Source organism: Streptomyces sp. NPDC015139 (assembly GCF_043079785.1).
In the GTDB taxonomy this organism is placed as follows: domain Bacteria; phylum Actinomycetota; class Actinomycetes; order Streptomycetales; family Streptomycetaceae; genus Streptomyces; species Streptomyces albidocamelliae.
On the sequence record NZ_JBIBUW010000004.1, the window covers coordinates 234,454 to 255,611 of the forward strand.

Genomic DNA, 21,158 nt, shown 5'->3' on the forward strand with positions numbered 1-21,158 from the left:
CCCGGCGCCCCCACCGCCCCGCCCGGGTCCGTGCCCCGCCCCGGCCGGCCCTCGCCGGCCCTGGCCCCCCTCGGCCCCTCCGGCACCCCCGCCCGCCGGCCCGGGCCCGCACCCGGCACGCGCGGCTACCGTCTGCGCCGCCGCCCCGGGGCCCGGGACGCGGGCTTCGGCTCCCGGGCGTGGGCGCCCATCTCGATGGAGTCCAGCACGTGGGCGCCGTACAGATCCTGCAGCCAGTTGGTCTGGTAGACGGTGTCCAGATAGCGCTCGCCGAGGTCCGGCGCGATGGCCACCGCGGTGAGCCCGCGGGTGTCGTGCCGCGCCAGCCAGTCCGCCGCGCCGCTGACCACCGTCCCCGTGGAGCCGCCGAACAGGAAGCCCCGCCGGGCCATCCGGTGGCACATCCGGATGGTGTCCGCCTCCTCGACCCGGACCACCTCGTCCACGAAGGACTCGTCCAGCAGCGGCGGGCGCATGCTCATCCCCAGACCGGGGATCATCCGGGGCCCCGGCTCGCCACCGAAGGCCACCGAGCCCACCGCGTCCACGGCGACGACGTGCACCGGACGGTGCCACTCCCGGAACCACCGGGCGCAGCCCATCAGGGTCCCGGTGGTGCCCGCCCCGACGAACACGACGTCCAGCTCCGGGAACTCGGCGGCGATCTCCGGGGCCGTGGTGCGGTAGTGCGCCCGCCAGTTGCCCGCGTTGGTGTACTGGCTCAGCCAGACGTAGCGGGAGTCGGAGGCGCACAGCGCACGGACGTACTCGATGCGCATCCCGAGGAACCCGCCGTTGGAGTCCTGGTCGGCCACGACGTGCACCTCGCTGCCGAGCGCCTCCATCAGCAGCCGGGTCGACAGGTTGCAGCGGGAGTCGGTCACACAGAGGAACCGGTAACCCTTGCTCGCGGCGATCATGCTGAGCGCGACGCCCAGGTTTCCGGACGAGGACTCGACGAGGATGGAGTCCGACGTCAGGATTCCGTCACGCTCGGCGCTCTCCACCATCTCGTTCGCGGCCTTCAGCTTGATGGAGCCGGCGAAGTTGAAGCCCTCGCACTTCAGGTAGAGCGGGTATCCGCAGGTCGACTCGAGGTCGACGAAGAGATGCCCCTCGTTGAAGGCGTAGGGAGCGGAAATGACAGGCACTGCGGGCCTCCTGGTGCCGGACGAAGGACGTGGACGGCCTCAGCCGTACCGGCGCAGGTCGTGGAAGAAGTCGTCGATGACGCGGAGGTTTCCCGCCCGTCCCACTTCGTCGTAGACGAACTTGCCCACGGCGAGGTCGAGGACGCCGAGCCCGAAGGGCGAGAAGATCACCGGCCGGTCGGCCGGAGGCGCGGCGCGCCCCAGCATCACGTCGCACAGGGTCCCGTTCAGGAAGTCGCGGTTCCCGGTGCGCTGTTCCACGAGGTGGGGGGACGTGTCCGCCTTCAGGCAGTGCTCGACGTCGTCGACGAAGTTGGCGGCGCCGAGCAGGACCTCCGGGGCGAGGTCGCGCAGGGACACGTGCAGGACCACGGGGTTGTGGGCGAACCAGGCCGGCGTGGTGACGTGCGGCCGGCCGGCGACGGTGGCGAAGACCACCAGGTCGCTGCCGCGTACGAGGTCCTCGGCGCTCTCGTGCACGGTGACCTCGCCGGTCACACCCGCCTGCTCCAGATAGCCGCGGAAGCCGGCGGCGCTGTCGGCGGACACGTCGTGCACGCCGATCGCGTCGAAGGACCAGCCCGTGCCGGCCAGGAAGGTGTGGATGTACCGGGCGATCAGACCCGTGCCGAAGAAGCCCACCCGGCGGGGCCGGGTCCGGTTGCGGCTGAGCACGTCGGCCGCCAGGGCCGCCGACGCCGCCGTCCTGGTCGCGCTGATGATGGAGCTCTCCAGGCAGGCGAACGGATAGCCCGTGTCGTGGTCGTTGAGGATCAGCACCGCGGAGGCCCGTGGCAGTCCGCTGTCCACGTTCTCCGGGAAGCTGGAGATCCACTTCATGCCGTCCACCCGGACCGACCCGCCGATGGAGGCGGGCAGCGCGATGATCCGCGAGCTGGGCCGGTCGGGGAACCGCAGGAAGTACGACGGCGGGTTGACCGAGTCCCCCGCGCCGTGCAGCCGGTAGGTGGCCTCGACCAGCTCCACGAGCTCCTTCTCGCGCCCGCCGAGGGCCTGCTGCACCTGCTCACCGGAGATCACGGCGAACGTCGGCACCGAGGGGCCCCCGGGCACGGCCCGGTGGGCGGCGGTCGACAGCAGATCGGTCATCGCTCGCTCGCCTCCGGGGTCGGGCAGCCGTCGGCCAGCCGCCGCGGCTCACCCATGCCGACCAGCACCTGCCGGTCCCCGGTGAAGGGCTCCCGGCTGTGCGCGGTGCGGATGTTGTCCACGAGCAGCAGGTCACCGGAAGTCCAGGGCTCGCGCCGGGTGTGCGCCTCGTAGGTGCTGTTGAGCTGCTCCACCACGTCCTCGCCGATCGGGCTGCCGTCCCCGTAGCGGGTGTTGAACGGCAGACCGTCCTCGCCGTACTCGTCGACCAGGTACTCGCGCACCTCGGGAGCCAGCGTCCACTCGTTGAGGAAGGCGATCTGGTTGAACCAGCAGCGGCGGCCCGTGAGCGGGTGCTGCACGACGGCGCTGCGGCGCTGCCGCGTGCGCAGCGAACCGTCGGCCTGCCAGCTGAAGTCGATGGCGTTGGCCCGGCAGTAGTGCTCGATCTCGGTGCGGTCGGCGGTGCCGAACGACTCCTCCAGGGAGGCCCCGATCTCGTCGTTGTAGCTGCGGGTCAGCATCCAGCCCTCACGCTCGAACCGGTCCGTCAGACCGGCGGGCAGCGCCTTGAGGACCTGCTCCGCGTCCGCCACCGCCGTCGCCCCGCCCTGCTCGGGCGCGGTCGGACAGGCGAACAGCATCAGGCCGGGCACCTCCAGGGTGTAGCTCAGCTCGTGGTGCATGCACATCGGCTGGTTCGCCGGCCAGGTGGTGGAGGAGTACAGCCCGGGGCCGTGGGCCTCGCGGGGCGCGAACGCCTCCCGCTCCGTCATGAGCCCGCCGGACAGACGGGTGAGGACGGCGCCGATCCGGTCCGTGTCCCGCAGTCCGAGGCCGCGGACGAGGAGCGCCCCGTGCTCGGTGACCTGCGCCCGCAGCGCCTCCCGGTGCGCGGCCGCCCAGCCCGGCGCGTCACCCGGCGGATCGACGTGCAGGATCGGGGGTTTGTCCGGCCGCAGCTCCACCTCTAGCGGTGCTGCCAGGGATGAGGACGTCATCTCGGTTTTCCTTTCGGTCGCCCGCCCGGTCGGTCCAGGGGGATCGGACGGGGATCAGGTGGAGGCCAGCGGCAGAGCGGTGCTCACGACGGCCTGTGCCGCCTCGGCCGGACGGGTGCGCAGGAAGTGGTGTCCTCCGTCGGGCAGCTCGTGCAGTTCGACGTGCTCGGCCACGAGCAGCCAGTCCCGGTACCGGTGGACGTGGCCGGCGGTGTACGGGTCGTCGGCGGCGACGACCACCGAGACCGGAGCGGACAGCTTCACCGGCGGCGGGGTGTCGAGGACCGCCCGGAAGTAGCGGTGCGCCTGCAGGCAGTCGTGCCGGTAGGCGGCGCCGATGTGCGCGGCGTGCCGCTCGTTGAGCTCGGCGAGTTCCGGGTGGCCGCCGTCCGCGGCCAGCCCGGCCGCGATCTCCGCGTCGCTCCGGCCGCTCAGCGCGGCGACGGCGGTGTCGCGTTCGGCCGCGGTGCCGAGCAGCTGCGCGGCCAGGAACACCCGTGTCACCCGCACGCCCCGCTCCCGCAGCAGCCGGGCCGTCTCCAGGGCCGGCGCGGTGCCCGAGGAGTGGCCCCACAGCATGACCCGGGTCAGGCCGCGTGCCGCGATCTCCTCGGCGACCCGCTCGGCCACCTGCGCGATCGACGCGAACGGCTCGGGCGAGCCGGCCAGGTCGTGACCGGGCAGGTCCACCGCGAACACCGCCGGGCCGCGGCCCGCCAGCTCCCGGGCCATCGGCTGGTAGTTGACCGCGTTGCCGCCCGCGTAGGGGAAGCACACCAGCGCGCTCTCGGGGGTGCCGTCCGCCTCCGACACGGGCTGGAGCAACTCCCGGCGCCGGCCCGTGTCGGAGGCGTCGAGGAGAGCGGCCAGGTCGGCGAGGACCGGGTGCCGGGTGATGTCCTTCAGGGACACCGCCCGGTCCAGCGCGAGGGTGAGCTTGACGGCCGTCAGGGAGGTGCCGCCGGAGTCGAAGAAGTGGTCCGTCCGGCGGATCCGGTGCTCGGGCACGCCCAGCAGCTCCGCCCAGGCGGCCGCCAGCCTCCGCTCGGCCGGGCTCAGCTCGTCCGCTCCCGCCGCGTCCTCGGCGTCCGGTGCCGCCTGCTCGGCCAGCGCGGTCAGCGCCTTGCGGTCGATCTTGCCGTTGGCGGTCAGCGGGAGGCCGTCCTGCCAGTGGAAGGCCGACGGGACCATGTAGGCGGGCAGCACCGCGGCGAGTTCCGCGCTCAGGGCGTCCGGCCGCTGACGCGTGCCGCTGTAGAAGGCGATCAGATGCTTGCTCCCGCCGGCCCGCTCGGCGACGACGACCGCGCCGTCGCGCACCCCGTCCACCCGCAGCAGGGTGTTCTCGATCTCGCCGATCTCGATCCGGAAGCCGCGGATCTTGACCTGGTTGTCCCGGCGGCCCAGGAACTCCAGCTTCCCGCCCGGGTGCCAGCGGCCCCAGTCACCGCCCAGGTAGAGCCGCTCCCCGGGCCGGAACGGGTCCGTGCGGTAGGCCTCACGGGTGCGTTCGGGGTCGTTGACGTACCCGCGGCCCACGCAGACACCGGAGAACGCGATCAGTCCGGGAGCACCCAGCGGCACCAGGGACAGCCGCTCGTCCACCACGTACACCCGCACGTTGTTGACCGCCCGCCCGAGGAGCACCCGCTCGGGCACGCCGTCCAGGACCTCGTGGTTGGTGTCGTCCGAGGTCTCCGTGAGCCCGTAGGCGTTGAGCAGCCGGATCCCCGGCTGGATCGCGAACCAGCGCTGGACCAGCTCCCGTTTCAGCGCCTCACCGGTCACCGACACGCACCGCAGGTCCGGCAGGGCCCGCGGGTGCTGCTCCAGGTACGAGACCACGACCTCCAGGTAGGAGGGCACGACCTGCGCCACCCCGACCCGCCCGTGCTCCAGCGTGTCGACGAACCGCTCCACGTCCACGACGACGTCCTGGCCGACCAGCAGGGTCCGCCCGCCGACCAGCAGCGCGGAGACCAGCTGCCAGAGCGAGATGTCGAAGCACTGCGGCGCCGTCTGCGCCACCACGGAACCCTCGCCGATGCCCAGGTCGTCGATCTTGGCGTGCAGGTGGTTGAGCAGGCCCGCGTGCTCGCACATCGCGCCCTTCGGCTCGCCGGTGGAGCCGGAGGTGAAGTAGATGTACGCCAGCTGGTCGGCGTCGACCCGCACGCCGGGGGCACTGTCGTCGTGCGGTTCCGCGTACGCCGTCTCGACCAGCAGCTTCTCGGTCGCGGGCAGGCCGGCCAGTGCCTGGTCGAGCGTTCCGGTGCTGCCGGACTCGGTCAGCACCAGCCGGCACCCTGCCCGTTCGAGCGTCGCCGCGATACGGCCGGCCGGGAAGTGCGGCTCGATCGGCAGGTACGCGCCGCCCGCCTTGAACACGGCCAGCGTCGCCGCCAGCCAGTCCAGGTTGCGTTCGGTGACGACGGCCACCACGTCCTCCCGGCCCAGGCCGCGCGCCAGCAGCGCCCGCGCCAGCCGGTTGGCCCGCGCGTCGAGCTCCCCGTACGTCCACTCGCGCTCGCCCTGCACCGCCGCGACGGCCTGCGGATGCGCCCGCGCACGCCGTTCGAACAGTTCGTGGGCCCGGGCGTCCGGCAGGGGCCTGTGCGGACCGGCCAGTCCGTCCAGCTGCTCGCGCACCTCGTCGTCCGAGAGCAGGCTCTGCCGGTCGTGGGACGCGTCCGGGCCGGACACCATCAGCCGCAGCGCCTTGAGGTGGTAGCCCCCGATCCGGGCCGCGCTCTCGGCGTCCAGCACGTCCGTGCGGTACCGCAGGCGCAGCTTCAGCCGCCCGCCCAGGTCCGACCAGCGCACGTGCAGCACACCCTCGCCGACGTGCGGCTCCTCGGCTCCCAGGGGACCGAACACCACCTCGTACGACGGCTCGGTCACCCCCAGCTCCGCCCGCAGCGGGGCGATCGGGAACTCCCGGTGTGCCAGCAGTTCCGCCTCGGCCCGCTCCGCCGCCGACACCAGCGCGAACCAGGACCCCGGGGTGACGGACAGACGGCACGGCAGCGGCTCGCCCCGCACTCCGGCGCCGTACCCGGTCACCACGTCCTGCTCACCGGACAGGGCGGCCAGCACCTTGGCGTGCGCCGCCAGCAGGAGCGCGCTGATCGGCACGCCCGACCGCCGTACCAGAGCGCGTACCGCGTCGGCCACGTCGTCCGGGACCGCCGCCTCCTGCTCGGCCGCTCCCGGCTCCGGGCACCCCACCCACCGGGGCACCGCGGTGGTGCCGCCGGCGGTCAGCACCCGGCTCCAGAACCCACGGTCCGCTTCCACGCGCGTGTCCATCGAATGGCCTTCCTCACCTGGTGGTCGTAGCAGAGGCGTTGGTCGTCGCCAGGGTCCGGTCCGGGCTGCCGGACCGGACGGCGGTCCCGGGCAGCTCCACGGCCGGATTGCCACCCCACCGCGCGTCCGGGGGCACTTCCTCGCCCTTCATCAGGAAGGAGTCGGCCACCAGCACCGAGCCCTCGCCCAGGGTCACGCCGTAGTGCACATGGGCGGAGACGCCGAGCGTGGTGCGGGCGCCGAGCGCGGAGGTGGCCGACTTGAAGGTGCCGTCCTCCTGCGAGTGGCACTGGATCTTGCACCCCATGTTGAGGGTGCACTCGTCGCCGATGGTGGTCAGCGTGCGCTCGGTGATGTAGCAGCCGTCGTCGAACACCCTCCGGCCCATGCGCACGCCCATCAGCCGCCACACGAGGCTCTTGTAAGGGGTTCCGTTGAACAGGTTGAGGAACTGGTTCGGGACCTTCCACACCCGCTCGTGCTGCCAGAAGACCCGGTCGTAGATGGAGCACAGCTGGGGCCGCAGGGCGCGGAACGACGTCAGGCAGCGCTCCACCAGCACGTAGTACGCGGTGGACAGGGCCAGCGTCAGCGCCAGGTAGCTGCCGATCACCACGTGCCCGACCACGCCGTACAGGTCCACGGAGGCGAGGGCCAGCAGGGTGAGCAGGAAGACGTGCAGCCAGCGCACGGTGAGCATCAGGGCCATCGAGCGGAGGTTGTAGCGGTTCTTCGCGCGCAGACGGCTGCGCAGTTCGTCGCCCGTGCGCAGGTGGTCGAACCGGGCGTCGCGCTCCACCGAGCGCGGGATCTCGAAGCACGGCGAACCGAGCAGCCCCACGCCCTCGCGGACCTCACCGTCGAGGGGGATCAGCACCTTGGTCGCCAGGAGGCAGTTCTCGCCCGTCCTGCCGCCCACGGGATAGGCGATGTTGTTGCCCAGGAAGTTCCGTGCCCCGATGGACACCCGGGACAGCCGGAAGGACGTGGCGGAGTACTCCGCGTTCACCACCGAGAGCCCGTCGGCCACCATCGTGCCGGTGCCGACGGACACCAGCAGCGGGGTCTCGTGCTGCACCTCGGTGCCGAAGTTCGACCCGGTCTGCTCGACGTGGGACAGGTCGTATCCGAGGCCGCGCAGATAGTTCACGATGTACGAGCTGTCACCGAAGAGCCAGCCGAAGAACTTGATGTTCGTCATGCGGGCCGTGGCCCGGTGCAGCGCGTAGTGCAGGCCGTAGAGCGGATAGACCCGGTCGGGCTTGACGATCAGCCCCAGCAGACGCGGGACCGTGCACAGGACGACCACGCCCAGCACCAGGAATCCGCAGAAGCCGGCGAGGGAGAGGACCAGCGCGTCGGAGATCAGCTCCGGGCGCGAGAGGGCCGCCGTCTGCGGGTCGAGCCGCTTGCCGATCGCCGGCACCTCGGTGAAGAGCATGTACACCCCGCCGAGGGTCAGCGGTACGTACACGAAGAGCAGCTGCACCAGCGTGCCCAGGCCGTACCGGAACCGGCGCGCGGTGCTGCAGTCGGCCGGCGCCACCCGCACGTGGTCGATCGGCGTCGGCTCCGCCGGGGAGCCGTGCCAGCGCTCGCCGTCGGGGATCACCTGTCCGCGGTGCAGCGACGAGGAGTGGCCGAGCTGCGCGCCGTCGCCCATCGTGGTGCCGATGTCCAGGACGGTCTTCTCGCCGACGAACACGTCGCGGCCGAGCGTGATCGGGCCGGTCTGGATGCGCCCCGCCTCCGCCCGGTAGCCGAGGAGGAAGGAGTCCTTGCGGATCAGCGTGCCGGCGCCGATGGTCAGCAGGTCGGTGCAGACCGGGACGGAGCGGGAGAGGATCGTGACCCCCTTGCCGATCCGTGCGCCGAGGGCCCGCAGATACAGCACATACAGCGGCGTCCCGACGAGAAGCACCATCGGATTCGCGTGCAGCAGCACCCTGACCAGCCACAAGCGCGCATAAGCCGGGCCCCAGACGGGAAATTCACGTTCTTTCCACCGGCCGACCAGAATCCATTTCGCTGCGACCGGGAATGCACACAGAGCGACGAACCCGACGCTTCCGAACAGAAGCGCCCGCAGATAGATGCCGCCCGCACCCGATCCCGCCGCGATCCACTCGTATCCGTACGCCGTGACAAATCCGGAGACCAGGGAGTACACGAGGAAAACCGCGAGCTGGAAAGTCCCGCAGAGGAAATGGCCGAACCGGCCCACCGGGGTGACCGCCACCGCCGCCGCCACCGGCACCAGGACGGGCGCCGCGGGGGCGGCGGGCCCGGTGTCGGCAGGCGCGGCCTCGACGAGTGCCGCGGCCAGCCGGCGGATCGTGGGATGCCGGTAGATGTCCCGCATGGAGGGGGAGGGCAGGTCCGCCCGCTTGCGCACCCGTGCGCAGAACTGGGCCATGACCAGGGAATTCGCGCCGAGGTCGGTGAAGAAGTCGCTGTCGAGCGCTACCCGGTCGGCGCCTGTCAGCTCGGCCAGCGCCGCCGCGAGTTCCTTCTCGGTGTCCGTTCCGGCCGGTGCCCGGTCGCTCATGGCGACAGCAGGTTTACCCGTTCCGGATATGGGGACCTCGGAGGACTGCTCCACCATTCGATCTCCTGACATGTGGATCGCCAATGGCCCCGAGTGGACGGTTTGCTCCGATCACGTACCGCCACGTTCAGTCTGGCCAGGCAGACAGGAGGTTGCCACTTAGGGCAGCGCGCCGTACCCGCGGAAAATCCCCTACGAGTCCGTATTCATAGGCCCCGCACAGGATGAGGACGCCCTTCGTTTCACTCGAACGGCGGCCATTCGTGCGGGTCAGGCCGGTGGTCGGCGAGTGGGCGGTGGGTCCGTCGGCCGAGGGGGCGTTTCGGCGCTGCCGCAATTCGCCGCGCCCGAAAAATTTCCGCACACACCGAAGCACCCCCTGACGCCCCGCTGGTGCGGGGGAGAGGGGGTGCGGGGGTGTGTACCGGGTTCGGAGGCGGGTCAGATGTCCCGGAAGATCTCGATCTGCGCGCCGACCGAGTTCAGGCGCTCGGCGAGGTCCTCGTAGCCGCGGTTGATGACATAGACGTTGCGCAGCACCGACGTGCCCTCGGCCGCCATCATCGCCAGCAGGACGACCACCGCGGGACGCAGGGCCGGCGGGCACATCATCTCGGCGGCGCGCCAGCGGGTCGGGCCCTCGACCAGCACCCGGTGCGGGTCCAGGAGCTGGAGCCGGCCGCCGAGGCGGTTGAGATCGGTCAGGTAGATCGCGCGGTTGTCGTAGACCCAGTCGTGGATGAGGGTCTGGCCCGAGGCGACCGCCGCGATGGCCGCGAAGAACGGGACGTTGTCGATGTTCAGGCCCGGGAACGGCATCGGGTGGATCTTGTCGATCGGTGCCTCCAGCTTGGAGGGCCGGACCGTGAGGTCGATCAGCCGCGTACGGCCGTTGTCCGCGAAGTACTCGGCGCTGCGGTCGTGGTCGAGGCCCATCTCCTCCAGGACCGCGAGCTCGATCTCCAGGAACTCGATCGGCACCCGCCGCACCGTCAGCTCCGACTCGGTCACCACGGCGGCGGCCAGCAGGCTCATCGCCTCGACCGGGTCCTCGGAGGGGGAGTAGTCGACGTCGACGTCGATGTTCGGCACGCCGTGCACGGTGAGCGTCGTGGTGCCGATGCCCTCGACCCTGACGCCGAGCGCCTCCAGGAAGAAGCAGAGGTCCTGGACCATGTAGTTGGAGGAGGCGTTGCGGATGACGGTCACGCCGTCGTGCCGGGCGGCGGCCAGCAGCGCGTTCTCGGTCACCGTGTCGCCGCGCTCGGTCAGCACGATCGGCCGGTCGGGGCGGACCTTGCGGTCCACCTGGGCGTGGTACTGGCCCTCGGTGGCCGCGATGTCGAGGCCGAACCGGCGCAGCGCGATCATGTGCGGCTCGATGGTCCGCGTGCCCAGGTCGCAGCCGCCGGCGTAGGGCAGCTTGAAGTGGTCCATGCGGTGCAGCAGCGGGCCGAGGAACATGATGATGGACCGGGTCCGCACCGCCGCGTCCGCGTCGATCGCGGTCATGTCCAGCTCGGCGGGCGGCACCAGTTCCAGGTCGACGCCGTCGTTGATCCAGCGGGTGCGCACGCCGATGGAGTTCAGTACCTCCAGAAGGCGGTACACCTCCTCGATCCGCGCGACCCGGCGCAGCACCGTGCGGCCCTTGTTCAGCAGCGAGCCGCACAGCAGGGCGACGCAGGCGTTCTTGCTGGTCTTCACGTCGATGGCGCCGGACAGGCGGCGGCCGCCGACGACTCGCAGATGCATCGGACCCGCGTAGCCCAGCGACACGATCTCGCTGTCCAGGGCCTCACCGATTCGGGCGATCATCTCAAGGCTGATGTTCTGGTTCCCGCGCTCGATGCGGTTGACCGCGCTCTGGCTGGTACCGAGCGCCTCCGCGAGCTGGGCCTGCGTCCAGCCACGGTGTTGCCGGGCGTCACGGATGAGCTTGCCGATGCGTACGAGGTAGTCGTCTGCCATGGGCTTGAGGTTATCTCAGATATGAGATGGCACCCGTTGGGGGGTCCATTCGGGTGACGGCATGTCAACGTCCCCTGGTCGTACGGGTTCGACGCCATCCGAAAGGTCCGGGCAAATCCACCGATGTCGTACGTCGTCCGGTGCTGCTGCGGGTGTGGCGCGGGCCGTTCCCGCCGCCGGTCGTGATGGACCAGGAGTGCCGGTTGATGTTCAGCCGGACCCCGGGGAGGATCCGGAAGCTCTTGCGGAAGGTGAGCGGCATGACCGCCTCCTCTGGTTGTCGGATCTGGGTGCCGCTCGGATCGGATACCCCGTGCGCGCGCACTGATGGGCGCCGCGTGGACGGTCCGGCGGGCGCCGCGCGGGGAGGCGGATCGGCGAGGGGCGCGGCGTGCCGAGGGGGTTTGTCACCCATGTGCCGGTCGTCGGTCCCCGTGTGTGGCCTACGCCACCGGATGTCGGCATGCCGGGGCCGGTCCGGGCATGACCATCCAGCGGCCATGTACTAGAGTTATCTCGACATCGAGATATCTGCCGAGGCGCACCGCAGCCGCCACCGCAGTAAGGGTTACCTAACTTAGCCTTACCTTAGCGGACCGGCCAAGCCGGCGTGGCGGCAGGATTGACGGTGGTACGCGCACATCAATGAAGGAGACTGTCGTGTCGGCGAACAGCTTCGACGCCCGCAGCACGCTGCAGGTGGGCGACGAGTCGTACGAGATCTTCCGGCTGGACAAGGTGGAGGGCTCGGCCCGCCTGCCGTACAGCCTCAAGGTCCTGCTCGAGAACCTGCTCCGCACGGAGGACGGCGCGAACATCACCGCCGACCACATCCGTGCCCTCGGCGGCTGGGACTCGCAGGCCCAGCCCAGCCAGGAGATCCAGTTCACGCCGGCCCGCGTGATCATGCAGGACTTCACCGGCGTGCCCTGCGTCGTGGACCTCGCGACCATGCGTGAGGCCGTGAAGGAGCTCGGCGGCGACCCCGCCAAGATCAACCCGCTGGCGCCGGCCGAGCTGGTCATCGACCACTCCGTCATCGCCGACAAGTTCGGCACCAACGACGCCTTCAAGCAGAACGTCGAGCTGGAGTACGGCCGCAACAAGGAGCGCTACCAGTTCCTGCGCTGGGGCCAGACCGCCTTCGACGAGTTCAAGGTCGTCCCGCCCGGCACCGGCATCGTCCACCAGGTGAACATCGAGCACCTGGCGCGCACGGTCATGGTCCGGGGTGGCCAGGCCTACCCCGACACGCTGGTCGGCACCGACTCGCACACCACCATGGTCAACGGCCTCGGCGTGCTCGGCTGGGGCGTCGGCGGCATCGAGGCCGAGGCCGCCATGCTCGGCCAGCCGGTCTCCATGCTGATCCCGCGCGTCGTCGGCTTCAAGCTCACCGGTGAGCTGCGGCCCGGCACCACCGCCACCGACCTCGTGCTCACCATCACCGAGATGCTCCGCAAGCACGGTGTGGTCGGCAAGTTCGTCGAGTTCTACGGCGAGGGCGTCGCCGCCACATCGCTCGCCAACCGCGCCACCATCGGCAACATGTCGCCGGAGTTCGGCTCCACCGCCGCGATCTTCCCGATCGACGACGAGACCCTGAACTACCTGCGCCTGACCGGTCGTTCGCAGCAGCAGGTCGCGCTCGTCGAGGCCTACGCCAAGGAGCAGGGCCTCTGGCTGGACCCGAAGGCCGAGCCGGACTTCTCCGAGAAGCTCGAGCTGGACCTGTCCACGGTCGTCCCCTCCATCGCCGGCCCGAAGCGCCCGCAGGACCGCATCGTCCTCGCGAACGCCGCCGAGCAGTTCAAGAGCGACGTCCGCAACTACGTCGACGTCGTGGACGAGGCGGGCCAGGAGTCCTTCCCGGCCTCCGACGCCCCGGCGGTCGCCCCGAACGGCGCGCCGAGCAACCCGGTGCAGGTCACCGCCCCCGACGGCACCACCTACGAGCTGGACCACGGTGCGGTGACGGTCGCGGCCATCACCTCCTGCACCAACACCTCCAACCCGTACGTCATGGTCGCCGCCGCCCTGGTCGCCAAGAAGGCGGTCGAGAAGGGCCTGACCCGCAAGCCGTGGGTCAAGACCACCCTCGCCCCGGGTTCGAAGGTCGTCACCGACTACTTCGAGAAGGCGGGCCTGACCCCCTACCTCGACAAGGTCGGCTTCAACCTCGTCGGCTACGGCTGCACCACCTGCATCGGCAACTCCGGCCCGCTGCCGGACGAGGTCTCCAAGGCCGTCAACGACCACGACCTCGCGGTCACCTCGGTCCTCTCCGGCAACCGGAACTTCGAGGGCCGTATCAACCCCGACGTCAAGATGAACTACCTGGCGTCCCCGCCGCTGGTCGTCGCCTACGCCCTCGCGGGCTCCATGAAGGTCGACGTCACCCGTGACGCCCTGGGCACCGACCAGGACGGCAACCCGGTCTTCCTGAAGGACATCTGGCCCTCCGAGGCCGAGGTCAACGACGTCGTCGCCAACGCCATCGGCGAGGACATGTTCTCGAAGTCCTACAGCGACGTCTTCGCGGGCGACGCCCAGTGGCAGGCGCTCCCGGTCCCGACCGGCAACACCTTCGAGTGGGACGCCGAGTCGACCTACGTCCGCAAGCCCCCGTACTTCGAGGGCATGGAGATGGAGCCGGCCCCGGTCAGCGACATCGCCGGTGCCCGCGTGCTCGCCAAGCTGGGCGACTCGGTCACCACCGACCACATCTCCCCGGCCGGTGCCATCAAGGCCGACACCCCCGCCGGCAAGTACCTCACCGAGCACGGTGTGGAGCGTCGTGACTTCAACAGCTACGGCTCGCGCCGCGGCAACCACGAGGTCATGATCCGCGGCACGTTCGCCAACATCCGCCTGCGCAACCAGATCGCGCCGGGCACCGAGGGCGGCTACACCCGCGACTTCACCCAGGCCGACGCGCCGGTGTCGTTCATCTACGACGCCTCGCGCAACTACATCGAGCAGGGCATCCCGCTGGTCGTCCTGGCCGGCAAGGAGTACGGCTCCGGCTCGTCCCGCGACTGGGCGGCCAAGGGCACCGCGCTGCTCGGCGTGAAGGCCGTCATCGCCGAGTCGTACGAGCGCATCCACCGCTCGAACCTCATCGGCATGGGCGTCCTGCCGCTGCAGTTCCCGGAGGGCCGGTCCGCCGCCTCCCTCGGTCTGACCGGCGAGGAGACCTTCTCCTTCACCGGCGTCGAGGAGCTCAACAACGGCACCACGCCGCGCACGGTCAAGGTCACCACCGACACCGGTGTCGAGTTCGACGCGGTCGTCCGCATCGACACCCCCGGTGAGGCCGACTACTACCGCAACGGCGGCATCATGCAGTACGTGCTCCGCAGCCTGATCCGCAAGTAGTCGATCAAGGCACACAGCGCGCCGGAGGGCCGCACCCCCACCCCGGGGGTGCGGCCCTCCGCCGTGCGCGCTCCCGGCTCCCAGCGCGCCGGTACGGCCTCGGCCGACGGGTACCGCCCCCCTTGATCCCCGGGCGGCCCGCAGCTCCCTGGACGCGGCTCAGGGCGCCGTGGCGCCCCCCGTGCGGCCGCGGCGTCAGTCCTCGAGGTCCGGGAACATGGACAGCGGATCAGGGGGCGGGCCGGAGGCGCCGGGGAGCGCCAGCTCGGCCCAGATCACCTTGCCGTGCGGGGTGTACCGGGTGCCCCAGCGCTCGGTGAGCTGCGAGACCAGGAACAGGCCACGGCCGCCCTCGTCGGTCGTCGCCGCGTACCGCAGATGCGGGGAGGTGCTGCTGCCGTCGGCCACCTCGCAGATCAGCGTGCGGTCGCGGATCAGCCGTACCCGGACCGGATCGGAGCCGTAGCGGATGGCGTTCGTGATCAGCTCGCTCAGCACGAGCTCCATGCCGAAGCCCAGCTCGGCGAGGCCCCACTCCGCGAGCTTCTCGGAGACGGCGAGCCGCATCCCCGACACGGCGGCCGGATCGCGCGGCACGTCCCAGTCGGCGACCTGGTCGGCCGGCAGCGCCCTGGTCCGCGCGATGAGCAGGGCGACGTCGTCCGCGGGGCGCTCGGGGAGCAGCTCCTCCAGCACCGCCCCGCAGCTGTCCTCCGGCGAGCGGCCGGGGTGACCCGCCAGGGCACGGCGCAGCCGCTCCATGCCCTCGTCCAGGTCGCGTCTGCGGTCCTCGATCAGGCCGTCGGTGTACAGGACCAGCTGGCTGCCCTCGGCCAGCTCCAGCTCGGCCGTCAGGAAGGGCAGCCCGCCCAGGCCCAGCGGCGGGCCGGCCGGCAGGTCGGGGAACTCGACGCTGCCGTCCGGCGAGACCAGCGCGGGCGCCAGGTGGCCGGCCCGGGCCATGGTGCAACGGCGCGTCACCGGGTCGTAGATCGCGTACAGGCAGGTGGCGCCGACGATCTCGCCGGGGTTCTCCGGGCACGACTCGTCCTGGTCGATGCGGCCTACCAGGTCGTCGAGATGACCGAGCAGCTCGTCGGGCGGCAGGTCCAGCGTGGAGAAGTTGTGCACCGCGGTCCGCAGCCGGCCCATGGTGGCGGCGGCGTGCAGACCGTGTCCGACCACGTCGCCCACGACCAGCGCCACCCGGCTGCCCGGGAGGGGGATCACGTCGAACCAGTCGCCGCTCACGCCCGACTGGGCGGGGAGGTAGCGGTAGCCGACGTCGAGGGCACTCTGCTCGGGCAGGGCCCGCGGCAGCAGGCTGCGCTGGAGGGTGACCGCCAGGGCGTGCTCACGGGCGTACCGGCGGGCGTTGTCGATGCTGACCGCGGCCCGGGCCACCAGCTCCTCCGCCAGTGACAGCTCCTCCTCGTCGAAGGGCTCCCGCTTGGCCCGCCAGAAGTTGGCCATGCCGAGCACCACGCCCCGGGCCTGGATCGGTGCGGCGATCAGCGAGTGGATGCCGTAGTCCAGGATCTGCCGGGTGCGCTCGGGGTCCTGCGCGTGCCAGCCCTCGGCGGTCGACAGGTCGATGACCAGCTCGGAGTGCCCGGCGTCGTAGCCGCGCGCCTGCGGGGTGGAGGGCAGGAAGTCGATCAGCCGGCCCTTCTCGTACAGCGGGTGGTCGTCCCGGATGCCGCCGACGGCGACGCGCCGCATGTCCGTGGCCGTGGGGGCCGGCTCCTCGCCGTGCAGCACCGCGTCGGCCACGTCCACGGTGACGAAGTCCGCGAACCGGGGGACGGCGACCTGCGCCAGCTCGTCGGCCGTGCGCACCACGTCGAGGGTGGTGCCTATGCCGAGACCGGCGTCGTACAGCAGCTCCAGCCGTTCCCGGGTGACCTCCGCCCGGCCGGACACCGCCTGGAGCTCGGTGGAGTCGCGGAGGGTCACCACGGTGCCGCTGGGGCCTCCCGAGGCGCCCGTGGGGCGCTGGTTGACCGCCAGCAGCCGGCCGCCGGTGAAGTGCACCTCGTCGGTCGCCTCGCGCCCGGAGACCAGCAGCTCGACCGTCGCGGGGTCGAGGCCGGACAGGTCCCGCACATCGTGCCCCTCGGCCTCGGGCGGCAGCTCCAGCAGGCGCCGGGCCTCGTCGTTGGCGAGCAGCAGCCGTCCGTCGTCGCCGACGATGAGCACGCCCTCCCGCACCGAGTGCAGCACCGTGTCGTGGTGCTCGTACATGCGGGTCATCTCGTCCGGGGCCAGGCTGTGCGTCTGCCGCCGCAGCCTCCTGCCCACCAGGGCCGTGCCGCCCGTCGAGACCACGAGCGCGCCCGCGCCCGCGGCCAGGATGATGGGCAGCTGCTTGTCCAGCTCGCTGGTGACGTTCTTGACCTTCAGGCCGGCCGAGACGAGGGCGACCACCTTGCCGTGGGCGTCGTCGATGGGGACGGTGGCCTGCACCTCGTGGCCCAGCGGACCGTGCACGCTCTCCGTGTAGATCTTCCCGTTCAGCGACGGTCCGATCCGGCCGACGAACCGTTGGCCGATCTTGCTCGGGATCGGGTGGGTGTAGCGGATGCCCTTCTTGTCCATGACGACGATGAAGTCGACGCCGGCGCTCTTGCGCCCCGCCTCGGTGAGCGGCTGGAGGACCTTGGAGGGGTCGGGGGCGTTGAGCGCCTGGACGACGCCGGGCGAGTGGGCGAAGGTCTCCGCGACGGCGATCGAACGGCGTTTGGCCTCGGTCGTGGAGTCCCGCCTCGACTGCAGTACCAGAGCCACGACGGCGCAGAGCACGAGCAGCACGACGAGCGCCACCTGTAGCAGGAACACCTGTCCGGCGACGCTTCGAGGGCTCCTGCCGATCACGGTGCGCCATGCAAGACGCCTGATTCGGGCGCATGCATCCAACATGCGGCATTTGTAGCACCGGTGATTCCCGGATGGCTATGGCCGGTCCATGACCTGGACCACTTTCGACCCCGATTCTCGCGGTGCGTGGAGCGCGCGACTCCGGGGAGTCACCCGGAGGCCGCGATGTCATGCGCGTTCGCGCGAACGCGGGTGTCCACGACGAGGTGCTCCGGGCGGACCCGGTGGCTTGGCGCACCGGGTCCGCGAGCCGGGCAGGTGAGGGGGGTGAACGCCTGCCCGGAGGGGGGTGGTACCTGAGCGGGTACTGCGTGGCTTGTGTCGACGTCGTGCGCGACAACGTTGTCTCATGGTCTGTACATGACTTTACCCCCTCAACCGACAACGATGTCAACCCACTTGGGTAGCCCGACCGGGTGACGCCGGCGTGCGCCCGCGCAAGGGCACGCGGTCTTCCGTGGTACCGGTGGCGCACGTTACTGTCCCTGCGGCTTGTGCGACCTGTGGTGCGCGACCCGTCCGTAAGGAGAGGGCCGCGTCATGCGTTTCAGACCCATGTCCCTGCTGCTGGCCGCGCTGCTCGCGACCGGCGGCGCCGCAACGCCCGCCCTGGCGGCCACCGCCGCGCCCCCCGGCCTCGTCAAGGACCCCACCCCGTACGTCGATCCGCTGATCGGCACCAGGAACGGCGGGAACGTCTTCCCGGGCGCCGTCGTGCCGTTCGGCATGCTCTCCTGGAGCCCGGAGAACACCCGCGGGGACGCCACCAGAACCGCGGCGCCCGGCGGCTACCAGTACGACGCCACCCGCGTCCGCGGCTTCAGCCTCACCCACATGTCCGGCACCGGGTGCGCGGGCGGCAGCGGCGACATCCCCTTCTTCCCGTACGCCGGTGAGGTCACCACCTCCCCGGCGAGCGACACCAAGGACGCCGTCTACGCCTCCGACTTCACCCACGCCGACGAGACCGCCGAACCCGGCCACTACAAGGTGGGCCTCGCCTCCGGCGTCACCGCCGACCTCACCGCCACCGCGCGCACCGGCTCGGCCCGCTTCACCTACCCGTCGGGCAGACCCGCCTCGCTGCTGGTGCGCACCGCGAACTCCGAGGTCGGCTCCGAGGACTCGACGGTCACCATCGACCCCGGCACCCGGACCATCTCCGGCTCCGTCACCTCCGGGAACTTCTGCGGCTACCTCGACCCCGAGGGCCGCCGCTCCTACTACACGCTGCACTTCACCGCCCGCTTCGACCGCGCCTTCAAGACCACCGGCACCTGGCAGGACGGACGGCTCGACCCCGGCGGCACCCGGGCGTCCGGCGGCACGGGCGGCTTCTCCCAGGGCGGGCGGCCCGTCGCGGGCAAGGGAGCCGGCGGCTACGTCGAATTCGCACCCGGCGACAAACCGGTGAACGTCAAGGTCGGCATCTCCTACGTCAGCCGGGCGGCCGCCGAGGCGAACCTCGCCGCCGAGAACCCGCCGCACCGCTCCTTCGACGCCGTCCGGGAGGCGGCCCGCCGCGCCTGGCGCGAGCGACTCGGCGCCGTCCGGGTCGGCGGCGGCACGGACGCCGAGCGCACCACCTTCTACACCGCGCTGTACCACGCGCTGCTGCACCCGAACGTCATCAGCGACGCCGACGGCCGCTACCGGGGCAGCGACGGCGATGAGCACCGGGTGGGCCGCGGCCACCGCGCCCAGTACGGCACCTTCTCCGGCTGGGACGTCTACCGCGACCAGGTGCAGCTCCTCACCCTGCTCGACCCGCGCACCGGCTCCGACATCGCCCAGTCGCTGTACGAACTCGCCCGGCAGAACGGCGGGGTCTGGGACCGCTGGCTGCACGGCGCGAGCGGCGCCCACGTCATGAACGGCGACCCCTCGGCGACCGCCCTGGCCGGCATCCACGCCTTCGGCGGCACCGACTTCGATCTCGAGGGTGCCCTGCACTCCCTGGTGCGGGCCGCGACCGTACCGACGGAGCAGGACCTGTCGGCGGCCGGCAAGCCGGTGCTCTCCGTGGGGCAGCGCCCCTCGCTCGACAAGTACCTCGACCTGCACTACATGCCGAGCGTGTCCAACGCCTGGGGCGGCGCCGCCGAGACCCTCGAGATGTCGACCGCGGACTTCTCGCTCTCCCGGCTCGCCGCGGCCGCGGGGGAGAAGGACACCCGGGCCGTCTTCGCCCGCCGCGCCCAGTGGTGGCAGAACAACGTCAACATCGCGGCCGCTCCGAGCGGCGGTTACGTGGCCAACCGCAAGGCCGACGGCAGCTGGGTCACCGGATTCACCCCCGACACCGGCAACGGCTTCGTCGAGGGCTCGGCCGCCCAGTACACCTGGATGGTCCCGCACGACCCGGCCGGTCTGTTCGCCGCGCTCGGCGGCAGGGACAGGGCGCTCGCGCGGCTGGACGACTTCTTCCACGACGACAAGGGCGGCTGGGCCTTCACCGGCAACGGCGGCAGCAAGTCCGAGCTGGACAACGAGCCGTCGATCAACGTGCCCTACCTGTACGACTACGCGGGCGCACCGTACAAGACGCAGGAGACCGTCCGCGCGGCGATGCGGCAGCTGTGGTCCACCCAGCCCGGCGGCATCCCCGGCAACGACGACCTCGGCGCCATGTCCGCCTGGTACGTCTTCTCCGCGCTCGGCATGTACCCGCAGGTCCCCTCCCGGGCCGAACTGGTCCTGGCCTCGCCCCTGTTCGAGCGGGTGGAGATCCAGCGGCCCGAGGGCAACGACATCTCCGTCAGGGCCGCGGGCGCGGCGGCCGGCACCCCCTACGTCCAGTCCCTGAAGGTCGACGGCCGGAGCAGCGACCGGCCCTGGCTGCCCGCGTCCTTCGTCCGGGACGGCGGCCGCCTCGACTACACCCTCTCCGCCTCCCCGAACCACGCCTGGGGCGCGGGCAGCCCGCCGCCGTCCTTCCGTGAGGGCGAGCAGCCGTACCAGATCGGCGTCGGGCCCACCGCCGCCACCCTCGCCCCCGGCGACAGCACGAAGATCGGCATCCGTGCCCTGTCGCTGACCGGCGGCACCGGTCCCGACGTGCGCTTCCGCGTCGAGACCCCGGCCGGCGTCACGGCCGCGCCCGCCGAGGGCACGGTGACCGACGGCGCCCAGGAGATCACCCTCACCGCGGCGAAGGACGCCGAGCAGGGCTTCGCCGACGTCAAGGTCACGGTGACCTCGGGCGACACCTCGTACCGGCAGCCCGTCTCGCTCACCGTGGCCGCCCCCGGCACCCTCCTGGCCGCCTACGACAACACCGGCGTCTCCGACGACCGGGGCGACCACGACGAGGCCGACTACGACGGCGGCGGCTGGAGCTACTCCCGCCAGGCCCTCGAAGCGGCCGGCCTGACCCCCGGCGGCAAGGGCACGGCCGGCGGTCTCGGCTTCACCTGGCCCGACTCGCCCGCCGGCCGCCCCGACAACGCCTCGGCGGCCGGCCAGACCCTCGAACCGACCGGGGCGGCGACGTCGTTGTCCTTCATCGGCAGCGCGGTCAACGGCAACCAGCGGGGCGAGGCGACCGTCACCTACGACGACGGCACGACCGGCACCGTCGACCTGTCCTTCACCGACTGGACCGTCGGCGGCGGGGGCGGCACCGTCCAGTACGGCAACGAGGTCGTCGCCAAGGCGGCGTACCGCAACGTCGCCGGCGCCGACAAGGACCCGGTGGCGACGTACGTCTTCGCCACCAGGCCCTTCACCGCACCGGACGGCCGGACCATCAGGAGCGTCCGGCTCCCGCAGAACACGGACCTGCACGTGTTCACCCTCGCCACCGGCTGATCA

Annotated in this window: 10 protein-coding genes; 2 read left to right on the top strand and 8 right to left on the bottom strand. The window is 71.4% G+C overall.

The genetic code is table 11. The features are described 5' to 3' along the window. Positions 1–125: 125 nt before the first annotated feature. The 7 genes from sbnA to ACF08B_RS13425 form a co-directional block, all read right to left on the bottom strand. Positions 126–1,151 carry a 2,3-diaminopropionate biosynthesis protein SbnA gene (gene sbnA, locus ACF08B_RS13395; RefSeq protein WP_392317446.1) on the bottom strand — a complete coding sequence of 342 codons (1,026 nt, stop codon included), beginning with the start codon at positions 1,149–1,151 and terminating at the stop codon, positions 126–128. Positions 1,152–1,190: 39 nt separating this feature from the next. Beyond that, a complete protein-coding gene (gene sbnB, locus ACF08B_RS13400; protein WP_392317447.1) occupies positions 1,191–2,261 on the bottom strand; it encodes a 2,3-diaminopropionate biosynthesis protein SbnB in 1,071 nt (356 codons plus the stop codon). Then, positions 2,258–3,262, bottom strand: coding sequence for a TauD/TfdA family dioxygenase (locus tag ACF08B_RS13405; RefSeq protein WP_392317448.1), 1,005 nt, complete (start codon positions 3,260–3,262; stop codon positions 2,258–2,260). Before ACF08B_RS13405 ends, sbnB begins: the two co-directional genes overlap by 4 nt. A gap of 54 nt (positions 3,263–3,316) precedes the next feature. Beyond that, on the bottom strand, positions 3,317–6,571 hold the full coding sequence (locus ACF08B_RS13410; RefSeq protein ID WP_392317449.1) for an amino acid adenylation domain-containing protein: 3,255 nt from the start codon (positions 6,569–6,571) through the stop codon (positions 3,317–3,319). Positions 6,572–6,584: 13 nt separating this feature from the next. Beyond that, the gene (locus tag ACF08B_RS13415) at positions 6,585–9,176 is read right to left on the bottom strand and encodes a Pls/PosA family non-ribosomal peptide synthetase (protein WP_392317450.1); all 2,592 of its coding nucleotides are present in this window, start codon (positions 9,174–9,176) and stop codon (positions 6,585–6,587) included. Between the two features lie 384 nt (positions 9,177–9,560). Continuing rightward, positions 9,561–11,090 (bottom strand): UDP-N-acetylglucosamine 1-carboxyvinyltransferase, encoded by a 1,530-nt coding sequence (locus tag ACF08B_RS13420; protein WP_073897490.1) that lies wholly within the window; start codon positions 11,088–11,090, stop codon positions 9,561–9,563. A gap of 64 nt (positions 11,091–11,154) precedes the next feature. Beyond that, positions 11,155–11,352, bottom strand: a complete 198-nt coding sequence (locus ACF08B_RS13425) for a DUF4236 domain-containing protein (protein WP_073897489.1) — start codon at positions 11,350–11,352, stop codon at positions 11,155–11,157. A gap of 398 nt (positions 11,353–11,750) precedes the next feature. On the opposite strand from ACF08B_RS13425, the gene acnA reads away from it, so the two are divergent. Beyond that, positions 11,751–14,468, top strand: a complete 2,718-nt coding sequence (gene acnA, locus ACF08B_RS13430) for an aconitate hydratase AcnA (protein ID WP_392317451.1) — start codon at positions 11,751–11,753, stop codon at positions 14,466–14,468. A 195-nt stretch (positions 14,469–14,663) separates the two neighbouring features. On the opposite strand, the gene ACF08B_RS13435 is transcribed toward acnA, so the two are convergent. After that, positions 14,664–17,387, bottom strand: a complete 2,724-nt coding sequence (locus tag ACF08B_RS13435) for a SpoIIE family protein phosphatase (protein WP_392317452.1) — start codon at positions 17,385–17,387, stop codon at positions 14,664–14,666. Positions 17,388–17,885: 498 nt separating this feature from the next. Here ACF08B_RS13435 and ACF08B_RS13440 point away from each other — a divergent pair, with 498 nt between their 5' ends. Further along, on the top strand, positions 17,886–21,155 hold the full coding sequence (locus ACF08B_RS13440) for a GH92 family glycosyl hydrolase (RefSeq protein WP_392317453.1): 3,270 nt from the start codon (positions 17,886–17,888) through the stop codon (positions 21,153–21,155). The last annotated feature ends 3 nt before the right edge of the window (positions 21,156–21,158 follow it).

Coding starts and splice junctions, on each gene's coding strand:
- sbnB (WP_392317447.1), bottom strand. CDS start 2,261: ATGACCGATCTGCTGTCGACCGCCGCCCACCGGGCCGTGCCCGGGGGC.
- ACF08B_RS13405 (WP_392317448.1), bottom strand. CDS start 3,262: ATGACGTCCTCATCCCTGGCAGCACCGCTAGAGGTGGAGCTGCGGCCG.
- ACF08B_RS13410 (WP_392317449.1), bottom strand. CDS start 6,571: ATGGACACGCGCGTGGAAGCGGACCGTGGGTTCTGGAGCCGGGTGCTG.
- ACF08B_RS13415 (WP_392317450.1), bottom strand. CDS start 9,176: ATGGTGGAGCAGTCCTCCGAGGTCCCCATATCCGGAACGGGTAAACCT.
- ACF08B_RS13420 (WP_073897490.1), bottom strand. CDS start 11,090: ATGGCAGACGACTACCTCGTACGCATCGGCAAGCTCATCCGTGACGCC.
- ACF08B_RS13425 (WP_073897489.1), bottom strand. CDS start 11,352: ATGCCGCTCACCTTCCGCAAGAGCTTCCGGATCCTCCCCGGGGTCCGG.
- ACF08B_RS13435 (WP_392317452.1), bottom strand. CDS start 17,387: ATGTTGGATGCATGCGCCCGAATCAGGCGTCTTGCATGGCGCACCGTG.
- ACF08B_RS13440 (WP_392317453.1), top strand. CDS start 17,886: ATGCGTTTCAGACCCATGTCCCTGCTGCTGGCCGCGCTGCTCGCGACC.